Origin of the sequence: Nonomuraea longicatena (assembly GCF_039525605.1) — a bacterium.
Taxonomy (GTDB): domain Bacteria; phylum Actinomycetota; class Actinomycetes; order Streptosporangiales; family Streptosporangiaceae; genus Nonomuraea; species Nonomuraea longicatena.
In genome coordinates this window covers 73165-90202 of sequence record NZ_BAAAHQ010000054.1, presented here as the reverse complement: position 1 = coordinate 90202, position 17038 = coordinate 73165, and the positions used below count along the sequence as shown (strand labels likewise).

At 71.1% G+C, this 17038-nt stretch carries 17 protein-coding genes; 4 read left to right on the top strand and 13 right to left on the bottom strand.

What is annotated here, in order from left to right; all coding sequences use genetic code 11:
• The first annotated feature begins 49 nt into the window (after positions 1-49).
• Together ABD120_RS36900 and ABD120_RS36895 are read left to right on the top strand one after the other, a co-directional pair.
• The gene (locus ABD120_RS36900; RefSeq protein WP_343955011.1) at positions 50-1363 is read left to right on the top strand and encodes a nucleotide sugar dehydrogenase; all 1314 of its coding nucleotides are present in this window, start codon (positions 50-52) and stop codon (positions 1361-1363) included.
• The gene (locus tag ABD120_RS36895) at positions 1353-2534 is read left to right on the top strand and encodes a glycosyltransferase family 4 protein (RefSeq protein ID WP_343955010.1); all 1182 of its coding nucleotides are present in this window, start codon (positions 1353-1355) and stop codon (positions 2532-2534) included. Before ABD120_RS36900 ends, ABD120_RS36895 begins: the two co-directional genes overlap by 11 nt.
• A gap of 2 nt (positions 2535-2536) precedes the next feature.
• Here ABD120_RS36895 and ABD120_RS36890 read toward each other — a convergent pair whose 3' ends face one another.
• Positions 2537-3367: a glycosyltransferase gene (locus tag ABD120_RS36890; RefSeq protein ID WP_343955009.1), complete on the bottom strand. Its 831-nt coding sequence runs from the start codon at positions 3365-3367 to the stop codon at positions 2537-2539.
• A 26-nt stretch (positions 3368-3393) separates the two neighbouring features.
• On the opposite strand from ABD120_RS36890, the gene ABD120_RS36885 reads away from it, so the two are divergent.
• Complete coding sequence (locus ABD120_RS36885) at positions 3394-3939, top strand: dTDP-4-dehydrorhamnose 3,5-epimerase family protein (protein WP_343955008.1); 546 nt, start codon at positions 3394-3396, stop codon at positions 3937-3939.
• 13 nt (positions 3940-3952) lie between these two features.
• Entirely contained in the window at positions 3953-4948 is a 996-nt protein-coding gene (locus ABD120_RS36880; protein WP_343955007.1) for a hypothetical protein, read from the top strand.
• On the opposite strand, the gene ABD120_RS36875 is transcribed toward ABD120_RS36880, so the two are convergent.
• The 12 genes from ABD120_RS36875 to ABD120_RS36820 all read right to left on the bottom strand — a co-directional run bounded on the left by ABD120_RS36875 (position 4903) and on the right by ABD120_RS36820 (position 17010).
• Positions 4903-6282 (bottom strand): O-antigen ligase family protein, encoded by a 1380-nt coding sequence (locus ABD120_RS36875; protein WP_343955006.1) that lies wholly within the window; start codon positions 6280-6282, stop codon positions 4903-4905. The two genes, ABD120_RS36880 and ABD120_RS36875, sit on opposite strands and share 46 nt — an antisense overlap.
• Positions 6282-6989, bottom strand: a complete 708-nt coding sequence (locus ABD120_RS36870; protein WP_343955005.1) for a hypothetical protein — start codon at positions 6987-6989, stop codon at positions 6282-6284. The genes ABD120_RS36875 and ABD120_RS36870 overlap by 1 nt, the downstream gene beginning before the upstream one ends.
• A 1-nt stretch (position 6990) precedes the next feature.
• On the bottom strand, positions 6991-7884 hold the full coding sequence (locus tag ABD120_RS36865) for a hypothetical protein (protein WP_343955004.1): 894 nt from the start codon (positions 7882-7884) through the stop codon (positions 6991-6993).
• A gap of 167 nt (positions 7885-8051) precedes the next feature.
• Positions 8052-8912 carry a glycosyltransferase family 2 protein gene (locus ABD120_RS36860; protein WP_343955003.1) on the bottom strand — a complete coding sequence of 287 codons (861 nt, stop codon included), beginning with the start codon at positions 8910-8912 and terminating at the stop codon, positions 8052-8054.
• Positions 8881-10308: an oligosaccharide flippase family protein gene (locus tag ABD120_RS36855; RefSeq protein WP_343955002.1), complete on the bottom strand. Its 1428-nt coding sequence runs from the start codon at positions 10306-10308 to the stop codon at positions 8881-8883. The genes ABD120_RS36860 and ABD120_RS36855 overlap by 32 nt, the downstream gene beginning before the upstream one ends.
• Complete coding sequence (locus ABD120_RS36850) at positions 10305-11267, bottom strand: hypothetical protein (protein WP_343955027.1); 963 nt, start codon at positions 11265-11267, stop codon at positions 10305-10307. Before ABD120_RS36850 ends, ABD120_RS36855 begins: the two co-directional genes overlap by 4 nt.
• Positions 11267-12505 (bottom strand): DUF4910 domain-containing protein, encoded by a 1239-nt coding sequence (locus ABD120_RS36845; RefSeq protein ID WP_343955001.1) that lies wholly within the window; start codon positions 12503-12505, stop codon positions 11267-11269. Before ABD120_RS36845 ends, ABD120_RS36850 begins: the two co-directional genes overlap by 1 nt.
• Positions 12502-13521 (bottom strand): NAD-dependent epimerase/dehydratase family protein, encoded by a 1020-nt coding sequence (locus ABD120_RS36840; protein ID WP_343955000.1) that lies wholly within the window; start codon positions 13519-13521, stop codon positions 12502-12504. The genes ABD120_RS36845 and ABD120_RS36840 overlap by 4 nt, the downstream gene beginning before the upstream one ends.
• Before the next feature lie 3 nt (positions 13522-13524).
• On the bottom strand, positions 13525-14163 hold the full coding sequence (locus tag ABD120_RS36835; RefSeq protein WP_343954999.1) for a PIG-L deacetylase family protein: 639 nt from the start codon (positions 14161-14163) through the stop codon (positions 13525-13527).
• Positions 14160-14921, bottom strand: coding sequence for a sugar phosphate nucleotidyltransferase (locus tag ABD120_RS36830; RefSeq protein WP_343954998.1), 762 nt, complete (start codon positions 14919-14921; stop codon positions 14160-14162). Before ABD120_RS36830 ends, ABD120_RS36835 begins: the two co-directional genes overlap by 4 nt.
• A complete protein-coding gene (locus ABD120_RS36825; RefSeq protein WP_343954997.1) occupies positions 14918-16123 on the bottom strand; it encodes a methyltransferase domain-containing protein in 1206 nt (401 codons plus the stop codon). Before ABD120_RS36825 ends, ABD120_RS36830 begins: the two co-directional genes overlap by 4 nt.
• Entirely contained in the window at positions 16120-17010 is an 891-nt protein-coding gene (locus tag ABD120_RS36820) for a phytanoyl-CoA dioxygenase family protein (protein ID WP_343954996.1), read from the bottom strand. The genes ABD120_RS36825 and ABD120_RS36820 overlap by 4 nt, the downstream gene beginning before the upstream one ends.
• Positions 17011-17038 lie beyond the last annotated feature (28 nt).

Sequence of the window (17038 nt, the reverse complement as noted above, 5' to 3'; positions counted from 1 at the left end):
CAACCGTATTAGTCGATATCCGTCACATGGGCGGGCGGGGGGAGGGCAGATGAGGGTCAGTGTGTTCGGCCTCGGATACGTCGGCTGCGTGTCCGCCGCCTGCCTGGCCTCGCTCGGCCACGAGGTCGTCGGCGTGGACGTCAACCAGGACAAGGTCGAACTCGTCTCGAAGGGCCGCGCCCCCGTCGTCGAGGAGCGCATCGGCGACCTCACCCTGCGCGTGGTCGCCGAGGGCCGCCTGCGCGCCACCACCGACGCCGCCGAGGCGGTCGCCGCGAGCGAGGTCTCGCTGGTGTGCGTGGGCACGCCGTCCGCCGCCAACGGCAGCCTCTCGACGCTCTACCTGGAGCGGGTGGCCGAGCAGATCGGGCGGGCCCTCACCGCCGAACGCAGGCACACGGTGGTCCTGCGCAGCACCATGCTCCCGGGTACCTGCGCCGACCTGCTGATCCCCATCCTGGAGCGGACGTCGGGCTTACGCGCGGGCGCGGACTTCGGCGTGGCGGTCAACCCGGAGTTCCTGCGCGAGGGCACCAGCGTGCGCGACTTCTTCGACCCGCCCAAGACCGTGATCGGCGAGATCGACCGGGCCAGCGGCGACGTGGTGGCCGCCCTGTACGAGGGACTGCCCGGCGAGGTGTTCCGGGTGCCGATCCCCGTCGCCGAGATGACGAAATACGCCGACAACGCGTTCCACGCGGTGAAGATCGGCTTCGCCAACGAGATCGGGGCCGTGTCCCGGGCTCTCGGCATCGACTCCCACGAGGTCATGGACGTCTTCCTGGCCGACCGCAAACTCAACGTCTCCCCCGCCTACCTGCGCCCCGGCTTCGCCTTCGGCGGCTCCTGCCTGCCCAAGGACCTGCGCGGCCTCGTCTACGCCGCCCGCCGCGCCGACGTCTCCGTGCCGCTGCTGTCGCACGTGCTCCCGGCCAACGAGGCGCACCTCCAACGGGCGCTCGACCTGGTCATGGCCGCCGACCGGCGCCGGATCGGGCTGTTCGGGCTGTCGTTCAAGCCCGGCACCGACGACCTACGCGAGAGCCCGCTGGTCGAACTGGCGGAACGGCTCCTCGGCAAGGGCTACGACCTGCGCATCTACGACGCCAACGTGAGCCTGTCGCGGCTGATGGGCGCCAACCGGGCCTACATGGAACAGCGGCTGCCGCACCTGGCCGACCTGCTCAGCGCCTCGGCCGCCGACGTGCTCGACCACGCCGAGGTGTGCGTGGTCGGCTGCGCGGACGCGGAGGTGCTGGCCGCGCTGGGGCGTGCGGGGGACCGTACGGTGATCGACCTCGTCCGCCTGCCCGACGCCGAGCAGCGCCGGGCCCGACCGGGATACGTGGGCCTTGGCTGGTAGGAGAGCGCTGATCCTCGTCGAGAACCTGTCCGTGCCGATGGACAGGCGGGTCTGGCAGGAGAGCACCACCCTGCGCGAGGCGGGGTGGGAGGTGCACGTGATCTGCCCGCAGGGCACCAAGCAGGACACCGAGCCGTTCGCGCTGGTGGACGGCATCGCCATCCACCGCTATCCGCTGCGGGCGGCGACGGGCGGGCCGCTCGGCTACCTGCGTGAGTACGGCACCGCGCTCTGGCACACGTTCCGGCTGGCCCGGCGGGTGGGGCCGGTGGACGTGATCCACGGCTGCAACCCACCCGACTTTTTCCACTTAGTGGCGAAATTTCGGCCTAAAGCGCGGTACATCTTTGATCAGCATGATCTGATCCCCGAGCTCTACCTGTCCCGGTTCGGGAGGGGGAAGGACTTCCTCTACCGGCTCGTCTGCCGGCTCGAACGGGCCACCTACCGGCAGGCCGACGTGGTCATCGCCACCAACGAGTCCTACCGGCGGGTCGCGCTCAGCCGGGGCCGCAAACGGCCCGAGGACGTCTTCGTGGTCCGCAGCGCCCCCGTCGTCGAACGGTTCCACCAGGTGCCGCCGGAACCCGAACTCAAGCGCGGGAAACCGTACATGCTGTGCTATCTCGGCGTGATGGGGCCGCAGGACGGCGTCGACTACGCGCTGCGGGCGCTCGCCAAGCTCCGCGACGAGCAGGGCCGCACCGACTGGCACGCGGTCTTCGTCGGCGGCGGCGACACCTTCGAGTCGATGCGCGCCCTCTCCCGCTCGCTGCGCCTGGACGACGTGGTGGAGTTCACCGGCCGCATCCCCGACGCCGACCTGCTGCGCTACCTGTCCACGGCCGACGTGTGTCTCGCGCCCGACCCGCTCAACCCGCTCAACGACGTCTCCACGATGAACAAGATCATGGAGTACATGGCGATGGCCCGGCCGATCGTCTCCTTCGACCTGCGCGAGGCCAGGGTGTCGGCGGGCGAGGCGGCCTGGTACGCGCCGCCCAACGACGAGTCGGAGTTCGCCAAGCTCGTCGGGCTGCTGCTGGACGACCCCGAGGAACGCCGCAGGATGGGCGAGATCGGGCAGGCCCGGGTGTCCGGGCCGCTGTCGTGGACCAACTCAAGGACCGCGCTCCTCGCCGCCTACGAGGCCGCCGTCGCCCGCCCATGAGCTCAGCGGCTACTCGTGTCCGTACCCCAGTTCGCCGGTCGGCCGCGCCGTACCCCGGTGAGGATCCGGTCGGCGAGCAGGACGGACAGGTAGCAGGCGGCCGCCGGCCCGCTCACGCGGCGGGCGCGCAGCAGCGCGGCGAGGTCGCCGAGCCGCAGCGGCACCGCGTTGACCGGCCTGCCCAGCTCGGCGAGCTGGCGGTTGCCGAGCCGTACCCGCACCCGGCGGCGCAGATGGGCGCGGACCGTGCGGGCGGGGCGCACCACCGAGGTCGCACCGTCCACGACCGCGCGCTCGCCCGACGCGAAGCTCGCGTGCACGTAGCCGTCGTCGGACAGCACGTCGGGCAACGGGAAGACCCGCGCGTGCCCCTCCGCGCCCAGCGCGTACACGCCGACCCCGGCCAGCGCCCGGTGCGGGCCCACGAGCGCGTCGTGCACCCGGTGCACGCGCCTGGCCACCCAGGTGGCGCCCGACAGGTCCCACACCGGCCGGGGCGCGGCCGCGAGCACGCCCGGCCGGGCCAGCTCGGCCGCCAGCGCGCGCACCGAGCCCGCGTCGAGGCCCACGTCGGCGTCGGCGTACACGCGCGGGAAGACGCCGCAGGCCGCGTCGCCGAGCCGCAGCGCGTGCGCCTTGCCCGGCACGGGCGTCTCCAGCACCCGCACCCCGGCCCGCGCCGCTACGGCGGCGGTCGCGTCCGTGCAGGCGTTGGCCACCACGATCACCTCGAACTCGCCCGCCGCCGCCCCTGCGAGCAGCCGGGCCAGGCCCGCCGCGATGACGCTCTCCTCGTTGTGCGCGGGGATGACGACGCCGGCGACCGCATCCATCTGTCGCTCCCTTCGAAAGGCCGAGCATGAAAGTCGAGCAGACACGGCTGGACGGGGTCCTGCTGTTCGTCCCCACGCCCCACCATGACGATCGCGGGCTGTTCACCCGCACCTTCGACGCCGCCCTCGCGGCCGAGCACGGTCTCGACGCAGCCGCCTTCGTGCAGGACAGCCAGTCGCGCTCGCGCCTCGGCACCATCCGCGGCATGCACGGACGCTCCGGGCGGGGAGAGGCCAAACTGGTACGGTGCGCCCGCGGAGCGGTCCACGACGTGCTGGTCGACATCCGGCCCGGCTCCCCCACCTTCGGCCGCAGCCAGGCGTTCACGCTCGACGACACGAGCTTCGCGACCCTGTACGTGCCACCGGGGTTCCTGCACGGCTTCCAGGCGCTGACCGGGCAGACCGACGTCTGCTACCGCATCGACAGGGAGCACGATCCCGAGGAGGATCTGTCGGTGCGCTACGACGACGCGGACCTCGGCCTGGCCTGGCCGCTGCCCCCGACCTCCGTCAGCGCCCGCGACCTGGGCGCGGGCTCGTGGGCGGGCCTGCTCGGCCGCCTCACCTGAAGGAGCGACGACGATGCGAGCCTTTCTCAGGGGCCTTGCGGCGGTGGGCGCCTCACTCGTGGTCACGGCCTGCGTGTCCGGCACCCCGGCCCCGACCGTCACCGCCACGGTCACCGTCACGGCGGGGCCCGGCCTCCCGAGCCCGCCCGCGCCGGGCAAGCCGTACCCGACGCCCCGGCCCACGACCACCGCCGTCCCCGTGGGCAAACGCCCCGTCGTCGCGCCCGACGGCCGTACCTGCCCCGACCACCCCACGCCCGCCTGCACGGGGGCGCCGCCCGGCGTCCGGCTCAAGGAGACCGTGCTCAACGACGGCAACTCGTACCGGGTGGACCTGCCCGGCCGCCGCCTCGACGGCCTGCGCATCAAGGGCGACCTGGTGGTGCTGGCCGACGACGTGGTCATCACCAACAGCGTGATCGAGGGCCGCATCCTCAACGAGAAGGACAGGAAGCACAAGCGCTTCACCATCGCCGACAGCACCGTCGGGCCCGAGCAGGGCTGCGACAGCCTGCCCGCGATCGGCGACGGCGAGTACACCGCCGTCCGCGTGCACGTCCGCAACCACGGCGACGGCATCCGCGACGCCGGCGACGACATCGTGGTGATGGACAGCTTCATCGACCTCTGCTCCAACCCCAAGGACCACTCCGACGGCATCCAGGGCTACACCGCCGGCCGCAACCTGGTCTTCGACCACAACACGATCGACCAGCGCGACGTGCCCGACCACAACGCGCCGATCTTCTTCCCGCGCGGGCAGAGCCCGCGCGCCGCCAACGTCACCATGACCAACAACCTGGTCATGGGCGGCACCTTCAGCATCCAGCTCTGGGAGATCGCGGGACACGCTGTCTTCCGCAACAACCTCCTGGTCGACGGCACCTGGGACTACCGGCCCGTCGAGGCCGAGTGCGCCAGGATCGACTGGCGGGACAACAGGCTCGTCACCATCGACTCCAATTACGTCGTCACCGGGGAGGCAGGACCGCTGCCCTGCATGGGCTGAGCCTCGCGGGCCGTACGCAGCAGCGCCCCCGCCGCCCCGATCAGCAGGAACGCCAGGCCGGTCACCGTCGCGAACGACAGCAGGTCGAAGGTGGCGGAGGCGACGATCGGGGCCAGCATCACCCCGCCCAGCGTCAGGCCGAGGTCGCGCACGTGCGGATCGGTGCTCAGTCTGCGCGCCCGTAGCCCGGCCGCCGCCGCCAGCGCCAGCATCAGCACGTAGACCGCCGCGCCGATCAGCCCGGTGTCGATCGCCGACTGGATGAACTGGTTGTCGAAGACCTGGTACTTGGGCGCGTACCAGGTGCCCGAGGCGCGACCCAGCCACAGGTGCTCGCCGATCTCGGCGAAGGCGAGGTCGTAGTCGTGGGTGCGGTACTGCACGCTGGAGTCGGTGAAGAAGTTGGTGAACAGGCCGACGAAGGTGCCGAGCAGGCCGGGCACCGCCACCCGCATCACCACCAGGAAGGCCAGCAGCAGCCCCAGCGCGCGCAGCCGCCGCCGCCACGTCCAGCCGGACACCAGCACGGCGCCGATCACGATCAGGCTGAGCACCGCCGAGCGCGACACCGAGAACATCAGCCCGGCGCCGATCAGCGCCGTGCACGCCCACCAGCGCAGGAACGGCTCGCCCAGCGTCTTCGCGCGCATCGCGTAATGGGCGGCCAGCGGCAGCAGCATCGCGCACACCACGCCGAACTCGATCGGGTGCGCGGTCGTCGCCGACACCCGGCGGACCGTGCCGCGCTCGAAGACGTACAGGTCCTCCCAGCTCAGCCGCAGGCCCGGCAGCACCATGTAGCGGGTGACGTCGAAGCCGGTGACGAACTGGATCGCGCCGACCACCCCGATGATCGCGCCGCCGACCACGGCCGCCTTCAGCACCGTGTTGAGCCGGTCGATGCCGCGCACCCCGTCGCACACCAGCAGGCCGATGCCCAGGTTGGCGAGCGTCAGGAACAGCAGCTGATCGGCCATGTTCAGCTCGTCCGACGGCAGCCAGTGGTAGGTGCCGTAGCCGTAGGCGGTCAGATTCACGGTCAGGAACAGGAACAGGCCGGTGCGGGCCATGTTGCGGCCCTTGGCCACGCCGAGGTTGCCCGTGAAGTGCGTCAGCATCCACATGACCAGGCCGAAGAAGCCCAGGACGGCGGCGGGCGTCACCGACAGCGGCAGCCCGCGCACGATCAGCGCCGCCGGGGTGCACAGCAGGATCAGGATGTACAGCACGGCGATGGTGGCGCCGTCGGCGCGGGCGCCCGCCGGTGCGCCGTCGATGCCGACCACGCGCGGGTAGCGGTGCCCGTTGAGGACGGGCCGGAACTCGACCGCCATCACGACACCCGTTCTCGCACCGGCGCGGCCCCTGCCGTCTTCGGCCCGGCCGTCCGCCTGGTGCGGCGGGCCACGGCGAAGCTCTCCACCGCGTAGCCCGCCGTCAGCGCCGCCATCCCGCCGAGCGCCAGCGTCACGACGAGCGCGCGCGAGCGGCGGGCCAGCAGCGGCTCCGGCGCCGTCGGCGCCACCACGTCGGTGACCACGATGTACGTCTCGGGCGGCGCGGCCACCTGCCGCTCCCGTTCACGCAGCTCCACCCGGGCCCGCGCGACGACCTTGGTGACCAGCTCCAGCGACAGCTCGGGCGAGGGCGTCTTGGCGTCCACGTACACGAGCGGGCCGTTGGCCATCGCCTCCAGGTTGCTGCTGCCGTTGTTGACGCTGAGCTCGACCTCACCGCCCGGAGGGGCGCCCAGCGACGTGGCGACCTCGGGCGAGTTGAGCGCGGCGATGAGGATCGAGGCCGCCGCCGTCAGCCCGCGCTCGGTGACGATCAGCGGGTTGAGCTCGGGGTTGGCGACCTTCGGGTTGTACGGCAGCACGCCGCCGTTCTTGGGCAGTGTGAGGGCGATGACGGCGTGCGAGGTGTATTGGACGGGGACCGTACGGTAGACCATCAGAGACGCGCCCGCCGCCAGCAGGAACGCCGGAAGCACCACGTACCAGCGGCGGAACAGGACCCCGACCGTGCTCCAGAAGTCCATGTCAGCCGCTGTGTTCCCGGGCGGCGCTCTCGTCGTCCGCCGCCACGGCCGGGAAGGAGTCGGTCGGCATGTCGTCCTCGGCCGGCTCCGGCTGCTTCGCCTCGGACGCCGAAGACACCGAAGCCGTCGAAGCCGTCGAAGCCCCGGAAGACGTCGAAGGCGTCGAAGACGCCGGGAGCACCGAGGACGCCGAGGGCGTCGGCGGCTCCAGCGGTTTCAGCTCGGGTGCGGGCCTCGGTTCCGCCGGACGCCTCGCGGCGCGCCGCCGTTCGAGGCCGTAGACGACGCTGAGCCCGAGGAACATCGCGAGCACCAGTCCGGTGGCGGCGCCCATGAGCCTGTCGCTGTGGTCCGCCTCCGGCGCGGTGGGCGGGACGACGTCCATGAGCACCACGTACGTCGCGGTCGGGGCGCCGAGTTCGCGCTGGCGGTCGTCGAGTTCGAGAATGAGCCGGTCGCGGGCGCGGGCGACCACGTCGGCGGCGCTCTTGGCGGAGGTGCTGGTGGCCTCGACGTACACGAAGGGCCCGTCCATGCCGATGAGCTGCGGGCTGGAGGCTCCGTCGTTGACGACGAGTTCGGTGGGCCCGTCCTTGGGGGCGCCGAGTTCGGCCCTGGTCTCCTCGACGCTCAGCGCGAGCACGAGCGTGGCGACGGCGGTGCTGAGCCCCTCGGTCTGGATGAGCAGCGGGTTGCCGCCGCCGCCCGGGTTGCCGGCGTTCCGGTTGACGACGCCGCCGTTGACCGGCGGCGAGACCATCATGATGGTGCTGGCCGTGTGGCGGACCGGGATGACGGCGAAGGCCGCGGCGGCCACGCCGACGGCTAACAGGCCGGCCGGGATACCGACCTTCTTCCTGCGGAGGAGACGCAGAAGTGCCTTCCAGAAATTCACGTGCCGGTCTCCCCCTCAGTGCCCGGGACGCTGGCCCTCACCGGGGTTTCATCGTTCCAAAAGGACAAGTCGTTACAGAGGTAACCGATCGCAGCCGGTCCCTCGCACCGGGTCGCCGCTTCGGGGCGCCCTGCTGATTGCCTGTATCGCCGGATCACCGCGCGGTGTTACAGCCCGGGGATCAGCTTCACGATCCGGCGCGTACGGCGCCGCACCAGCATCCGCTGCCGCGTCGCGTAGTGCCGGTAGACGGCCACCCTGGCGAGCCTGCGGCGCTCGGGGTCGAGCCCGGCCTCGTCGGCGGCGCGCAGCAGTTCGCGGGTGAGGATGGCGTTGGCGAAGTAGCCCCGCCAGGCCGCCAGCTCGTGCCGTCTGGACATCTTCACCATGCTCGCCGGAACCCAGAACCGCGCCGACAGCACCTCGTTGACGTGCGACCACGGCCCGGCGAGCGCGTAGCGGGCGGCGGCCAGCTCGTCCTCGCGCACCAGGACGGGGCGCGGGATGGTGACGGCCACGTCGCGGCGCATCAGGCCGTAGAGCGGGTCGATCAGCGTGTAGCTCTCCGTCAGCAGGCGCAGCATCTCGCGGAAGCGGATGAGCGGGTCGTCGGATCCGAGGTCGGTGCGTTCGTAGCGGTCGGTGGTGGTGACGCCGTCGGTCGTGTAGGCGGTCTGGTTGGTGACGAGGATGAGCCGGGGGTCCTTGTCGAACTCCTGCAGCACCCTGGAGACGTAGTGGGGCTCCAGTCGGTCGTCGTCGCCGATCCACCGGAAGTACTTCCCCTCCGCCAGTTCGAGCGCGGTCATGAAGTTGGGGATGGTGCCGAGGTTGCGCGGCTGCCGGTGGTAGAGGACCCGGTCGTCGGCCTCGGCGAAGGCGCGGCAGATCTCCTGCGTGTCGTCGGTGGAGGCGTTGTCGCACACGACGAGCCGCAGATCCGTGTGGTCCTGGGCGAGGATCGAGCGGATGGTGTCGCCGACGTGGGCGCCACCGTTATAGACCGGCAGACCGATGGTGACGGTCATACAGACTCCTTCCAACGACGAGGGCGTAGACGAGCATGGCCGGGCCGCCCGCGGCCAGCAGCTCGACCAGGGGGGCGGCGGTCACCAGGCGTTCGATCGCGAAGGCGGTGGCGACGGCGAGCACGGCGCCGACGAGCGGACGCAGCAGCGACGGCGCGATGCCGGACAGATCGACCCCGGCCCGGCGCAGGAAGAACACGGCGAGCGGGAGCGCGGCCAGCACGGAGGCCGTGGCCTGGCCGATCGCGGCGCCCCTGATGCCGTCGAGGTGCGCCCCGGCGACCAGCGCGGGCAGCAGGACGACGGCGTGGCCGAGGTTCATCCAGACGGTCGCCTTGGTGGCACCCTGCGCGGTGAGGATGTCGTAGGCGAGCGCGACGAGCATCCTGACCACCATGACGACGGCCAGCCAGCGCAGCACCCCGGCCGACTGGCTCCATTTGTCGCCGTACAGGAAGTCCACCAGCGGGTGCGCGAGGATGGCCATGACGACGGCGAACGGCAGGATCGCGGCGAGCAGCAGCGGCGCGGCGCGGCGCACGCCGTCCGACAGGCTCGCGCCGCCCTGCTCGGCCAGGCGCGAGAAGCCGGGGATGGCCACGTTCCTGATGGCGTTGCCGATCAGGCCGGGCACCCAGCTCGACACGTTGAAGGCGAGCAGGAAGAAGCCGAGCCAGTCGGGTCCCATGACCGCGCCGACGACGATGTACCCGGCGTTGAGCAGCACGCTCTCCAGGCCGACCCCGGCGGCCGACGGCAGGCCGAACCTGATGAGCCGGGCCGCTACCGGCCGGTCGAAGGCGATCCGGCCGGGTATCCGGGCCCAGAAGAAGACGATCACGCCGGTGACGACGGCGGCGACGACCTGCCCCCAGGCGAAGCTGTAGGCTCCCGCTCCGGCGCGGGCCAGGCTGATCGCGACGGCGGCGTTGGCGACGAAGCCGATGGCGATGGCCGTGGTCAGCTTGTCCTGCTCGAAGCGGCGCAGCATGGCCGCGCTGCGGACCGCGGTGAACGCCTCGACGAGGATGACCGAGGTCAGCAGCCGCACGACACCGGTCGCCTCGGGGGCGCCGGAGGCCGCGGCGTAGTAGGGGGCGGCGACCCAGAAGACGCCGTAGAGCAGGATCGCCGACACGAACGACAGCAGCGTCGCCGTCGGCGTGACCTCCTCCAGCTTGCCGCGCCACTGCACGACGGCGGCCATGATGCCGAGGTCCTTGACCGTCATGGTGAACGCGGTGGCGGCCATCGCCACCGCGAACAGGCCGAAGTCCTCGGGTGTCAGCAGGCGGGCCAGGATCAGCCCCATGGTGAACGAGCCGGCCCTGGTGATCAGGTTGCCGATCAGGCCCCAGCGCAGCCCGCGTCCTGCCTGCTGACCGATGTCAGTCACGGATGGTTCTCGCTCTCTGGTACACGTTCCAGCCAGATCTCCCGCCAGAACGGGACGAACTCCCTGGGACAGTTGGCGCTGTAAGCACCCGCGCACACCACGTCCTCCAAGGTGATGCACGGGGTCTTCATGGTGAGCAGTTCGCCGGTGACCTCGTCCACGCAGACGTCCACGCGTGAGCGGACCCGGGTGACCCGGCCGCAGTGCCTGGCCATCTCCTCCTCGAAACCGAGCCCCCGGTTGTGGCGCTCTCCGTCGAGGGTGGCGATGATCTCCGCCTTGGGCCTGACGCGTACCAGGTCGCCGGGCTGGAGGCCGAGCGAGCCGGTCGGGGTGCGCTTGTGCGGCCCGCCGGGGACGAAGCCCCAGTTGATGCCGTTCCTGATGCGCAGCCAGCCGGGCAGCCGCCGCGACACGCGCTGCCAGTGGTTGAACAGGCCGACGACGATCGAGCGGCCGGTCTTCAGCACGCCCGCGTTGCCGGAGCGGACGTCGGTGACGTACTGGCCGACGTCGCTGAAGCGCACGCAGGTGGGCGCGGCCCGCAGCAGTTCGGTGGCCTGGCAGGAGTAGCGCTGCGGCGACTTCAGCGTGTTGGACTCCAGCAGCGGCAGCAGCTTCTGCGCCGGTCTGACCAGCCCGGCGGGCTCGCCCGGCGTGACCTTCTTCAGCCAGGCGTGCTTCCAGTACAGGGAGCAGGCCGTGCCGCAGCCGCCGTGGGCGCCGCCGTCGCAGCGGGCGCCGGTCAGGTGGACGGCGCTGTCCATGCGGCGCATCCGGCCCTTGCTGATCGTGTCGCACAGCTTGTGCGCCACCTTGTGCACGGTCATGCGCTGCCCGCAGAACCTGAGCATCTCCGGCATGAACGGCAGGCTGTCGAGCTCACCTCGCTCGTCCAGAGTGGCCAGGATCTCCTCTTCGCTCCGAACTTCCACCAGGTCCCCGACCCGGAGCTCCATCACGCTCTCTCCTTCACAAGTCCCGCTTCGTGCAGGGCGGCGGCGGCCTCGGCCACCGTGGTGAACGGCAGTTGGGCGCGCTCTGCGATGTCGAGCAGGCTGTGCTCGCCGTCGGAGAGGTTCAGCACCCACAACATCGCGAGCTGGGTCTCCTGTGTGTCACTCCTTCCGCCGAGCGAGCCGTACAGGCCGCGTCGGCCCAGGTGCGGCTCGCCGTAGGGGCTGAGGTTGAGGTAGGTACGGTTGCCCTCCAGGATCTCGACGACGCGCTGGAGGGCGTGCAGGGTGTCGGCCATCGCGGCCTCGGTGACGAAGCCCGGGTTGTCGCCGGAGGTGTGGTACTCCGGGTAGCCCGCGTACGGCGTCCTGGTGAGGCTGCCGACGGGCAGGTCGAAGCCGGGCGAGCAGTACTGCCGCTCGTCGTAGCCGTAGGGCGTGAAGTCCAGCACCCGGTCGCCGACGACGTGCGCGGCCGCCCGGTCGATCTCGGCGTCGCCGCGCCTGCTGCGCTTGTAGGTGAGCGGGCCGGGGTCGCCCGCGCAGGCCAGCGTCAGCCCGTGCCTGACAGCCGCGACGCGGTCGCGGTTGCGGGCCAGCCAGGTGATCGCGCCGATCGTCCCCGGCGCGAACACGAACCGGTAGGTGTGGCGCAGTTCGCCGCGCCCGGCCAGCCACCGGGCCAGCTCGACCGCCACCGCGATCCCCGCCAGGTTGTCGTTGGCCAGCGACGGGTGACAGACGTGGCAGGAGATCAGCACCTCCTCCTCACCGCGCCCCGGTACGACGTGCTCGCCGTAGGTCAGGTGCCCGGCTTCGAGGGTCGAGTCGACCAGCACCTCGTACGGCCCCTCGGCCAGCCCGTCGAGCGTCTCCTGGGTCAGGCAGAACCCCCACGTCTCGGCGTAGTAGCTGGTCCGGTACGGCACCGCCCCCGGCAGCGCGTGCAGCCTCGGCCGCAGTTCCTCCAGCGTGAACGTGCCGCTGACCGGCACGCTGTAGCCGACCACGTGCAGGTTGAGCTCCTGGAAGTCGACGACCTTGCGCCCGGCCGCGTCCTTGATCCAGGCGTCGCGGATGTTCCACTCCCTGGGCACGGTCCAGTCGAGGACCTGTGTCCCGGTGGGCACCTCGTGCACGCGGAGCGGCAGGTGCTCGCCGATGATCGCCAGCGTCTGCCTGACGCCGTCGCCCGTGATGCTGCGGCAGATCGGATACAGCCGCTCGACCAGGTCCTTCACGGCCGCAGGGTGGCGTCGACCGTGCCCGCGCCCTGCCGGTCGGCCAGCCGCGCCAGGCGGGTGAAACGGCGCTCGAAGGCGTGCTTGTCCAGCCCGTGCCGCTCGTAGGCGGCCACGAGTTCGGCCGCGCCCGCCGCGACCGTCCAGGTGGCCTCGTAGCCGGGCAGCGCCTGCCTGATCCGGGAGAAGTCCACCCGGTAGGAGCGCGGGTCGTTGCCCGCCTCGCCGGTGATCACCAGCCGGGAGCCGGGCACGGCGGCGGCCACCGCCTGCGCGATCTCGGCGACGGTGACGTTGTTGCGCTCGGTGCCGACGTTGAAGGCGCGGTCGTGGACGGCCTCGCGCGGCGCGGCCAGCGCCAGCGTGAACGCCTGGGCGATGTCCAGCGCGTGCACCAGCGGCCGCCACGGCGTCCCGTCCGACAGGACCCGGACCTCGCCGGTGAGGACGGCGTGGCCGACCAGGTTGTTCAGCACGATGTCGGCCCGCAGTCTCGGCGAGAAGCCGAAGGCGGTGGCGTTGCGCAGGTAGACGGGCGAGAACCCGGAGTCGGCGAGCGCGCTCAGGTCGTCCTCGACGCGCACCTTCGACTCGGCGTACGGGGTGACGGGCTTGAGCGGCGCGTCCTCGTCCACCAGGCCGTCGCCGCCGGAGGCGCCGTAGACCGAGCAGGTGGAGGCGTACAGGAACCTGCCGACGCCGGCGTCCTTGGCCAGGCGGGCCAGCCGTACGGCCGCGTGGTGGTTGATGTCGTAGGTCAGGTCGGGCGCGAGCGACCCGAGCGGGTCGTTCGACAGGGCCGCCAGGTGGATCACCGCGTCCACGCCGGTGAGCACCTCAGCCGGTACGTCCCTGAGGTCCACGAGGTGGCCGGGCGGGTCCTGCGGCGCGGGACCGAGCACGCAGTCGGCGAACAATCCGGAGTCCAGCCCGCTCACGCGGTGCCCGGCCGCGCGTAACGCCGGGGCCATCACGGTGCCCAGATACCCTTGGTGCCCCGTCAGAAGTACCCGCATTCGTCAGCCTCCGGCCAGGTCGATGGTCAGCTTGTTCACGTGGAAGCCCTCGGCGTAGCGCGCGCCGCATTCGATGCCCCTGATCCGCATCAGGCCGAGGAACGCCTCGCGGTCGTACCAGGGCCGGTGCCGCTGCGAGGGGTAGTGCAGGTGGAGCAGTTCGACCTTCCGCTCGGCGATCGCGTCGGGAACCCGCTGGTAGACGGAGGGGCGGCCGAGGTCGCCGTCCCATTTGACGATCTCGTAGCCGAGTGTCAGGTGGTCTCTGAACACCGTCGGCACCAGGGTGGCCAGGCCCCGGTGGTCCTGGTGGGCATCGCCCGTCCACGGCGTGATGATCAGGTCGGGGTCGGTGTCGGCACGCAGGTCCGTGAGAGCGTCCTTGGCCCGTTCCCAGTGGGCGGGCAGCCGCCCGTCGGGCAGGTCGAGGACGCTCACGCGCAGGTCGGCCTCCGGGCAGAACGCCTTGAGCGCGGCCCGCTCCTCGTCCTCCCTGGCGGTGCCGCCGCCGGACAGGACGAGGACGTCAACGCGGACGGCGCCGAGTGTGAGCAGGGTGGCTCCGGCGCCGATCGCCAGGTCGTCGCAGTGCGCGCCGAGCGCCACGATCCGCCGCACCCGCTGCGGCCGCAGTGTGATCATCTTTCCCACAGCGCCCACGGCCGGTCGCCGGCGTTCCAGGAGCGGTCGAGTTCGAGCCGCTGGTTGACGGTGTCGCTGGGCCGCCAGTAGCCGCGGTGGCGGTAGGCGAGCAGGCGGCCGTCCTTGGCCAGCCGGGCGCAGCCGTCCGCGACCAGGTCGCCGCCCTCCGGGAGATGGTCGAAGATCTCCTGCCTGAGCACGAAGAAGCCGCCGTTGATCCAGAGCGGCATATCGCTGACCGGGGTGATGCCGCCGACGCGCCCGTTCTCGTCGGTCTCGATGACGTGGAAGGTGTTCACGGTGGGCGGCACCACCATCATCGAGGCGCCCGCGTCCGAGGCCGTGAAACGGTCCACGATGTCGGGCAGCGGCGCGTCGGTGAGCACGTCGGCGTAGTTGGCCAGGAAGACCTCCTCGCCGTCGAGCCGGTCGCGCACCCGGCGCAGCCGTTCGCCGATGGGCGAGTCGAGGCCGGTGTCGACGAGCGATATCTCCCAGTCGGAGATGTCGGTCTCCATCATCTCGACGCGGCCGTCGCGCAGGGCGAACTGGTAGGTGAGGAAGAAGTCCTTGATGTGCTGGGCGCCGTAACCGAGGCACAGGATGAACTCCTTGTGCCCGAAGTGAGCGTAGTAGCGCATCACATGCCACAGCAGCGGCCTCGGCCCGACCGTCTGCATGGGCTTGGGGAGGTCGCCGCCCGGTCCCTCGCTGCGCATCCGGGTGCCGCGCCCGCCGCAGAACAGCACGACCTTCACTCGTCCACCTCCAACTCGGGGATGGGGAAGACCAGGCGGCCGCCCCACTCGCGGACGTAGGAGAGCTGCTCGGTGAGCTCGGCGCGCAGGTTCCACGGCAGCACGAGCACGTAGTCCGGCCGGTCTCTCCCGATGGCCTCCGGCGCCAGGATCGGGATCCGGGTGCCGGGGGTGAACCTGCCGTGCTTGTACGGGTTGCGGTCCACGGTGTAGGCGAGCAGGTCGGGGCGGATGCCGCAGTGGTTGAGCAGAGTGTTGCCCTTGCCCGGGGCGCCGTACCCGACGACGGTCTTGCCCGCGTCGGCAGCGTCCACGAGGAAGCGCAGCAGGTCGCGGCGGACCTTCGCGACCCGGGCCGCGAAGTCGGCGTAGCCGGACAGTTCGTGCAGTCCCGCCGCCTTCTCCCTGGCGAGCACGTCGGCCACCCGCGCGGACGGCTCGCCCTGCGGCCGGGCCCAGAGCCGGATGGAGCCGCCGTGGGTCGGCAGCAGTTCGACGTCCACGAGCGTGAGCCCGCCACTGGCCAGGGCCCGCTGCGCGGAGGCGACGGTGTAGTACTGGAAGTGCTCGTGGTAGATCGTGTCGTACTGGTTCAGCTCCATGAGCGTGAGCAGGTGCTGAACCTCGATCGCGACGACGCCGTCGTCGGCCACGAGCGCGCGTAACCCCTCCGTGAAGCCGGTGATGTCGGGGATGTGCGCGTAGACGTTGTTGGCCACGACCACGTCGGCGGGCCCGTGCTCCTCGCGCACGGCCCGGCCGGTCTCCGGCGTCAGGAACGCGGTGAGCGTCGGCACGCCCTTGTCGCCTGCGGCGGCGCCCACGTTCGCGGACGGCTCGATGCCGAGGCAGCGCACCCCGCGCTCGACGACGTGCTGGAGCAGGTAGCCGTCGTTGCTGGCGACCTCGACCACGAACGCCTCCGGCCGCAGGTCCAGCCCGGCGACGAAGGTCCGCGCGTGCTCCACCCACGAGGTCGAGTACGACGAGAAGTAGGCGTACTCGGTGAACGTCTCCTCCGGCGTGATCAGCGGGGGGAGCTGGGCCAGCAGGCAGTCGGTGCACACACGCAGGTGCAGCGGGTAGGTCTGCTCGGGCAGGTCGAGCTGATCGGCGGTGAGGAACAGCTCGCACGGCGGGGTCGCGCCCAGGTCCACCACGCTCGCCAATGCGGTGGAGCCGCACAGTCTGCAGGTCCTCATACCAGTGCTCGCTTCTCGTAGTCCACGGCGAGTTCGTCGGGCATACCCGATAAATCGTTACAACGTACGAAATCTCGGAGTGTGGTGCCGGTGCAGGCGGCGTCCACATTGGGCGCCCCCCGGTGACCGCGCACGTCGTCGAGGTGCACGGTCCTGAAGTCGATGCTGAACCGGGTACGCCCCGAGGTGTTCGGCACGGTCGAGTGGAGCTGCGCGCCCGAGAACATCAGCACCCCGCCCGGCTCCGGCACCACCCTGACCTGGGGTTCCAGTTCGATCGACTGCTCCGGCCTGGGCTGCTCCCTCGGGTCCGAGCGAACATGCTGAGCGGCCGACAGCCGGTTGACCCGGTTCCACTCGGCGTAGTCGTAGCGGGCACTGCCGTTGGCCACCGGCTCGTCGAAATAGCGCGGATGGAAGGCCATCACGTTCTCAGGCACCACGCCGTACACCGGGATCCACCAGTTGACCTGGCAGAACGGCGCCGAGTACCAGCAGTCGCGATGCGGGTGGAAGGCGTAGGAGATGCCGGAGACCAGGTAGTCGTGCGAGGTCGAGGTGCGCAGCCTCGGCACGTCGAAGTACGTCGCCGACGGGTCGCAGCCCCGCTCCTCCATCACCGAGGGCAGCAGTTCCTTGCACCTCGGATGGTGGATGAAACGCGGCTTCAGCTCCGCCAGCAGCTTGGCGAAGTCCTCGACGTCCATCTCGAACTGCGCCGTCTCCGGATCGAGCGCGCCGAACGCGTCGGCGATCAGTTCCCTGGCGAACGTCACGAGCGCCGTGGCCGCCGGAGCGGCCGAGTAGACGAAGACCTCTCCCCGGTACAGCAGATCGCGCCGCTGTTCGTCGGGCACGCTGCTGTCGGAGAAGACCGTGGTCATCATGACCCTGTCCTTTCACAGTGGTTTGTGT

Coding starts and splice junctions, on each gene's coding strand:
- ABD120_RS36900 (WP_343955011.1), top strand. CDS start 50: ATGAGGGTCAGTGTGTTCGGCCTCGGATACGTCGGCTGCGTGTCCGCC.
- ABD120_RS36890 (WP_343955009.1), bottom strand. CDS start 3,367: ATGGATGCGGTCGCCGGCGTCGTCATCCCCGCGCACAACGAGGAGAGC.
- ABD120_RS36885 (WP_343955008.1), top strand. CDS start 3,394: ATGAAAGTCGAGCAGACACGGCTGGACGGGGTCCTGCTGTTCGTCCCC.
- ABD120_RS36880 (WP_343955007.1), top strand. CDS start 3,953: ATGCGAGCCTTTCTCAGGGGCCTTGCGGCGGTGGGCGCCTCACTCGTG.
- ABD120_RS36875 (WP_343955006.1), bottom strand. CDS start 6,282: ATGGCGGTCGAGTTCCGGCCCGTCCTCAACGGGCACCGCTACCCGCGC.
- ABD120_RS36870 (WP_343955005.1), bottom strand. CDS start 6,989: ATGGACTTCTGGAGCACGGTCGGGGTCCTGTTCCGCCGCTGGTACGTG.
- ABD120_RS36860 (WP_343955003.1), bottom strand. CDS start 8,912: ATGACCGTCACCATCGGTCTGCCGGTCTATAACGGTGGCGCCCACGTC.
- ABD120_RS36850 (WP_343955027.1), bottom strand. CDS start 11,267: ATGGAGCTCCGGGTCGGGGACCTGGTGGAAGTTCGGAGCGAAGAGGAG.
- ABD120_RS36840 (WP_343955000.1), bottom strand. CDS start 13,521: ATGCGGGTACTTCTGACGGGGCACCAAGGGTATCTGGGCACCGTGATG.
- ABD120_RS36835 (WP_343954999.1), bottom strand. CDS start 14,163: ATGATCACACTGCGGCCGCAGCGGGTGCGGCGGATCGTGGCGCTCGGC.
- ABD120_RS36825 (WP_343954997.1), bottom strand. CDS start 16,123: ATGAGGACCTGCAGACTGTGCGGCTCCACCGCATTGGCGAGCGTGGTG.
- ABD120_RS36820 (WP_343954996.1), bottom strand. CDS start 17,010: ATGATGACCACGGTCTTCTCCGACAGCAGCGTGCCCGACGAACAGCGG.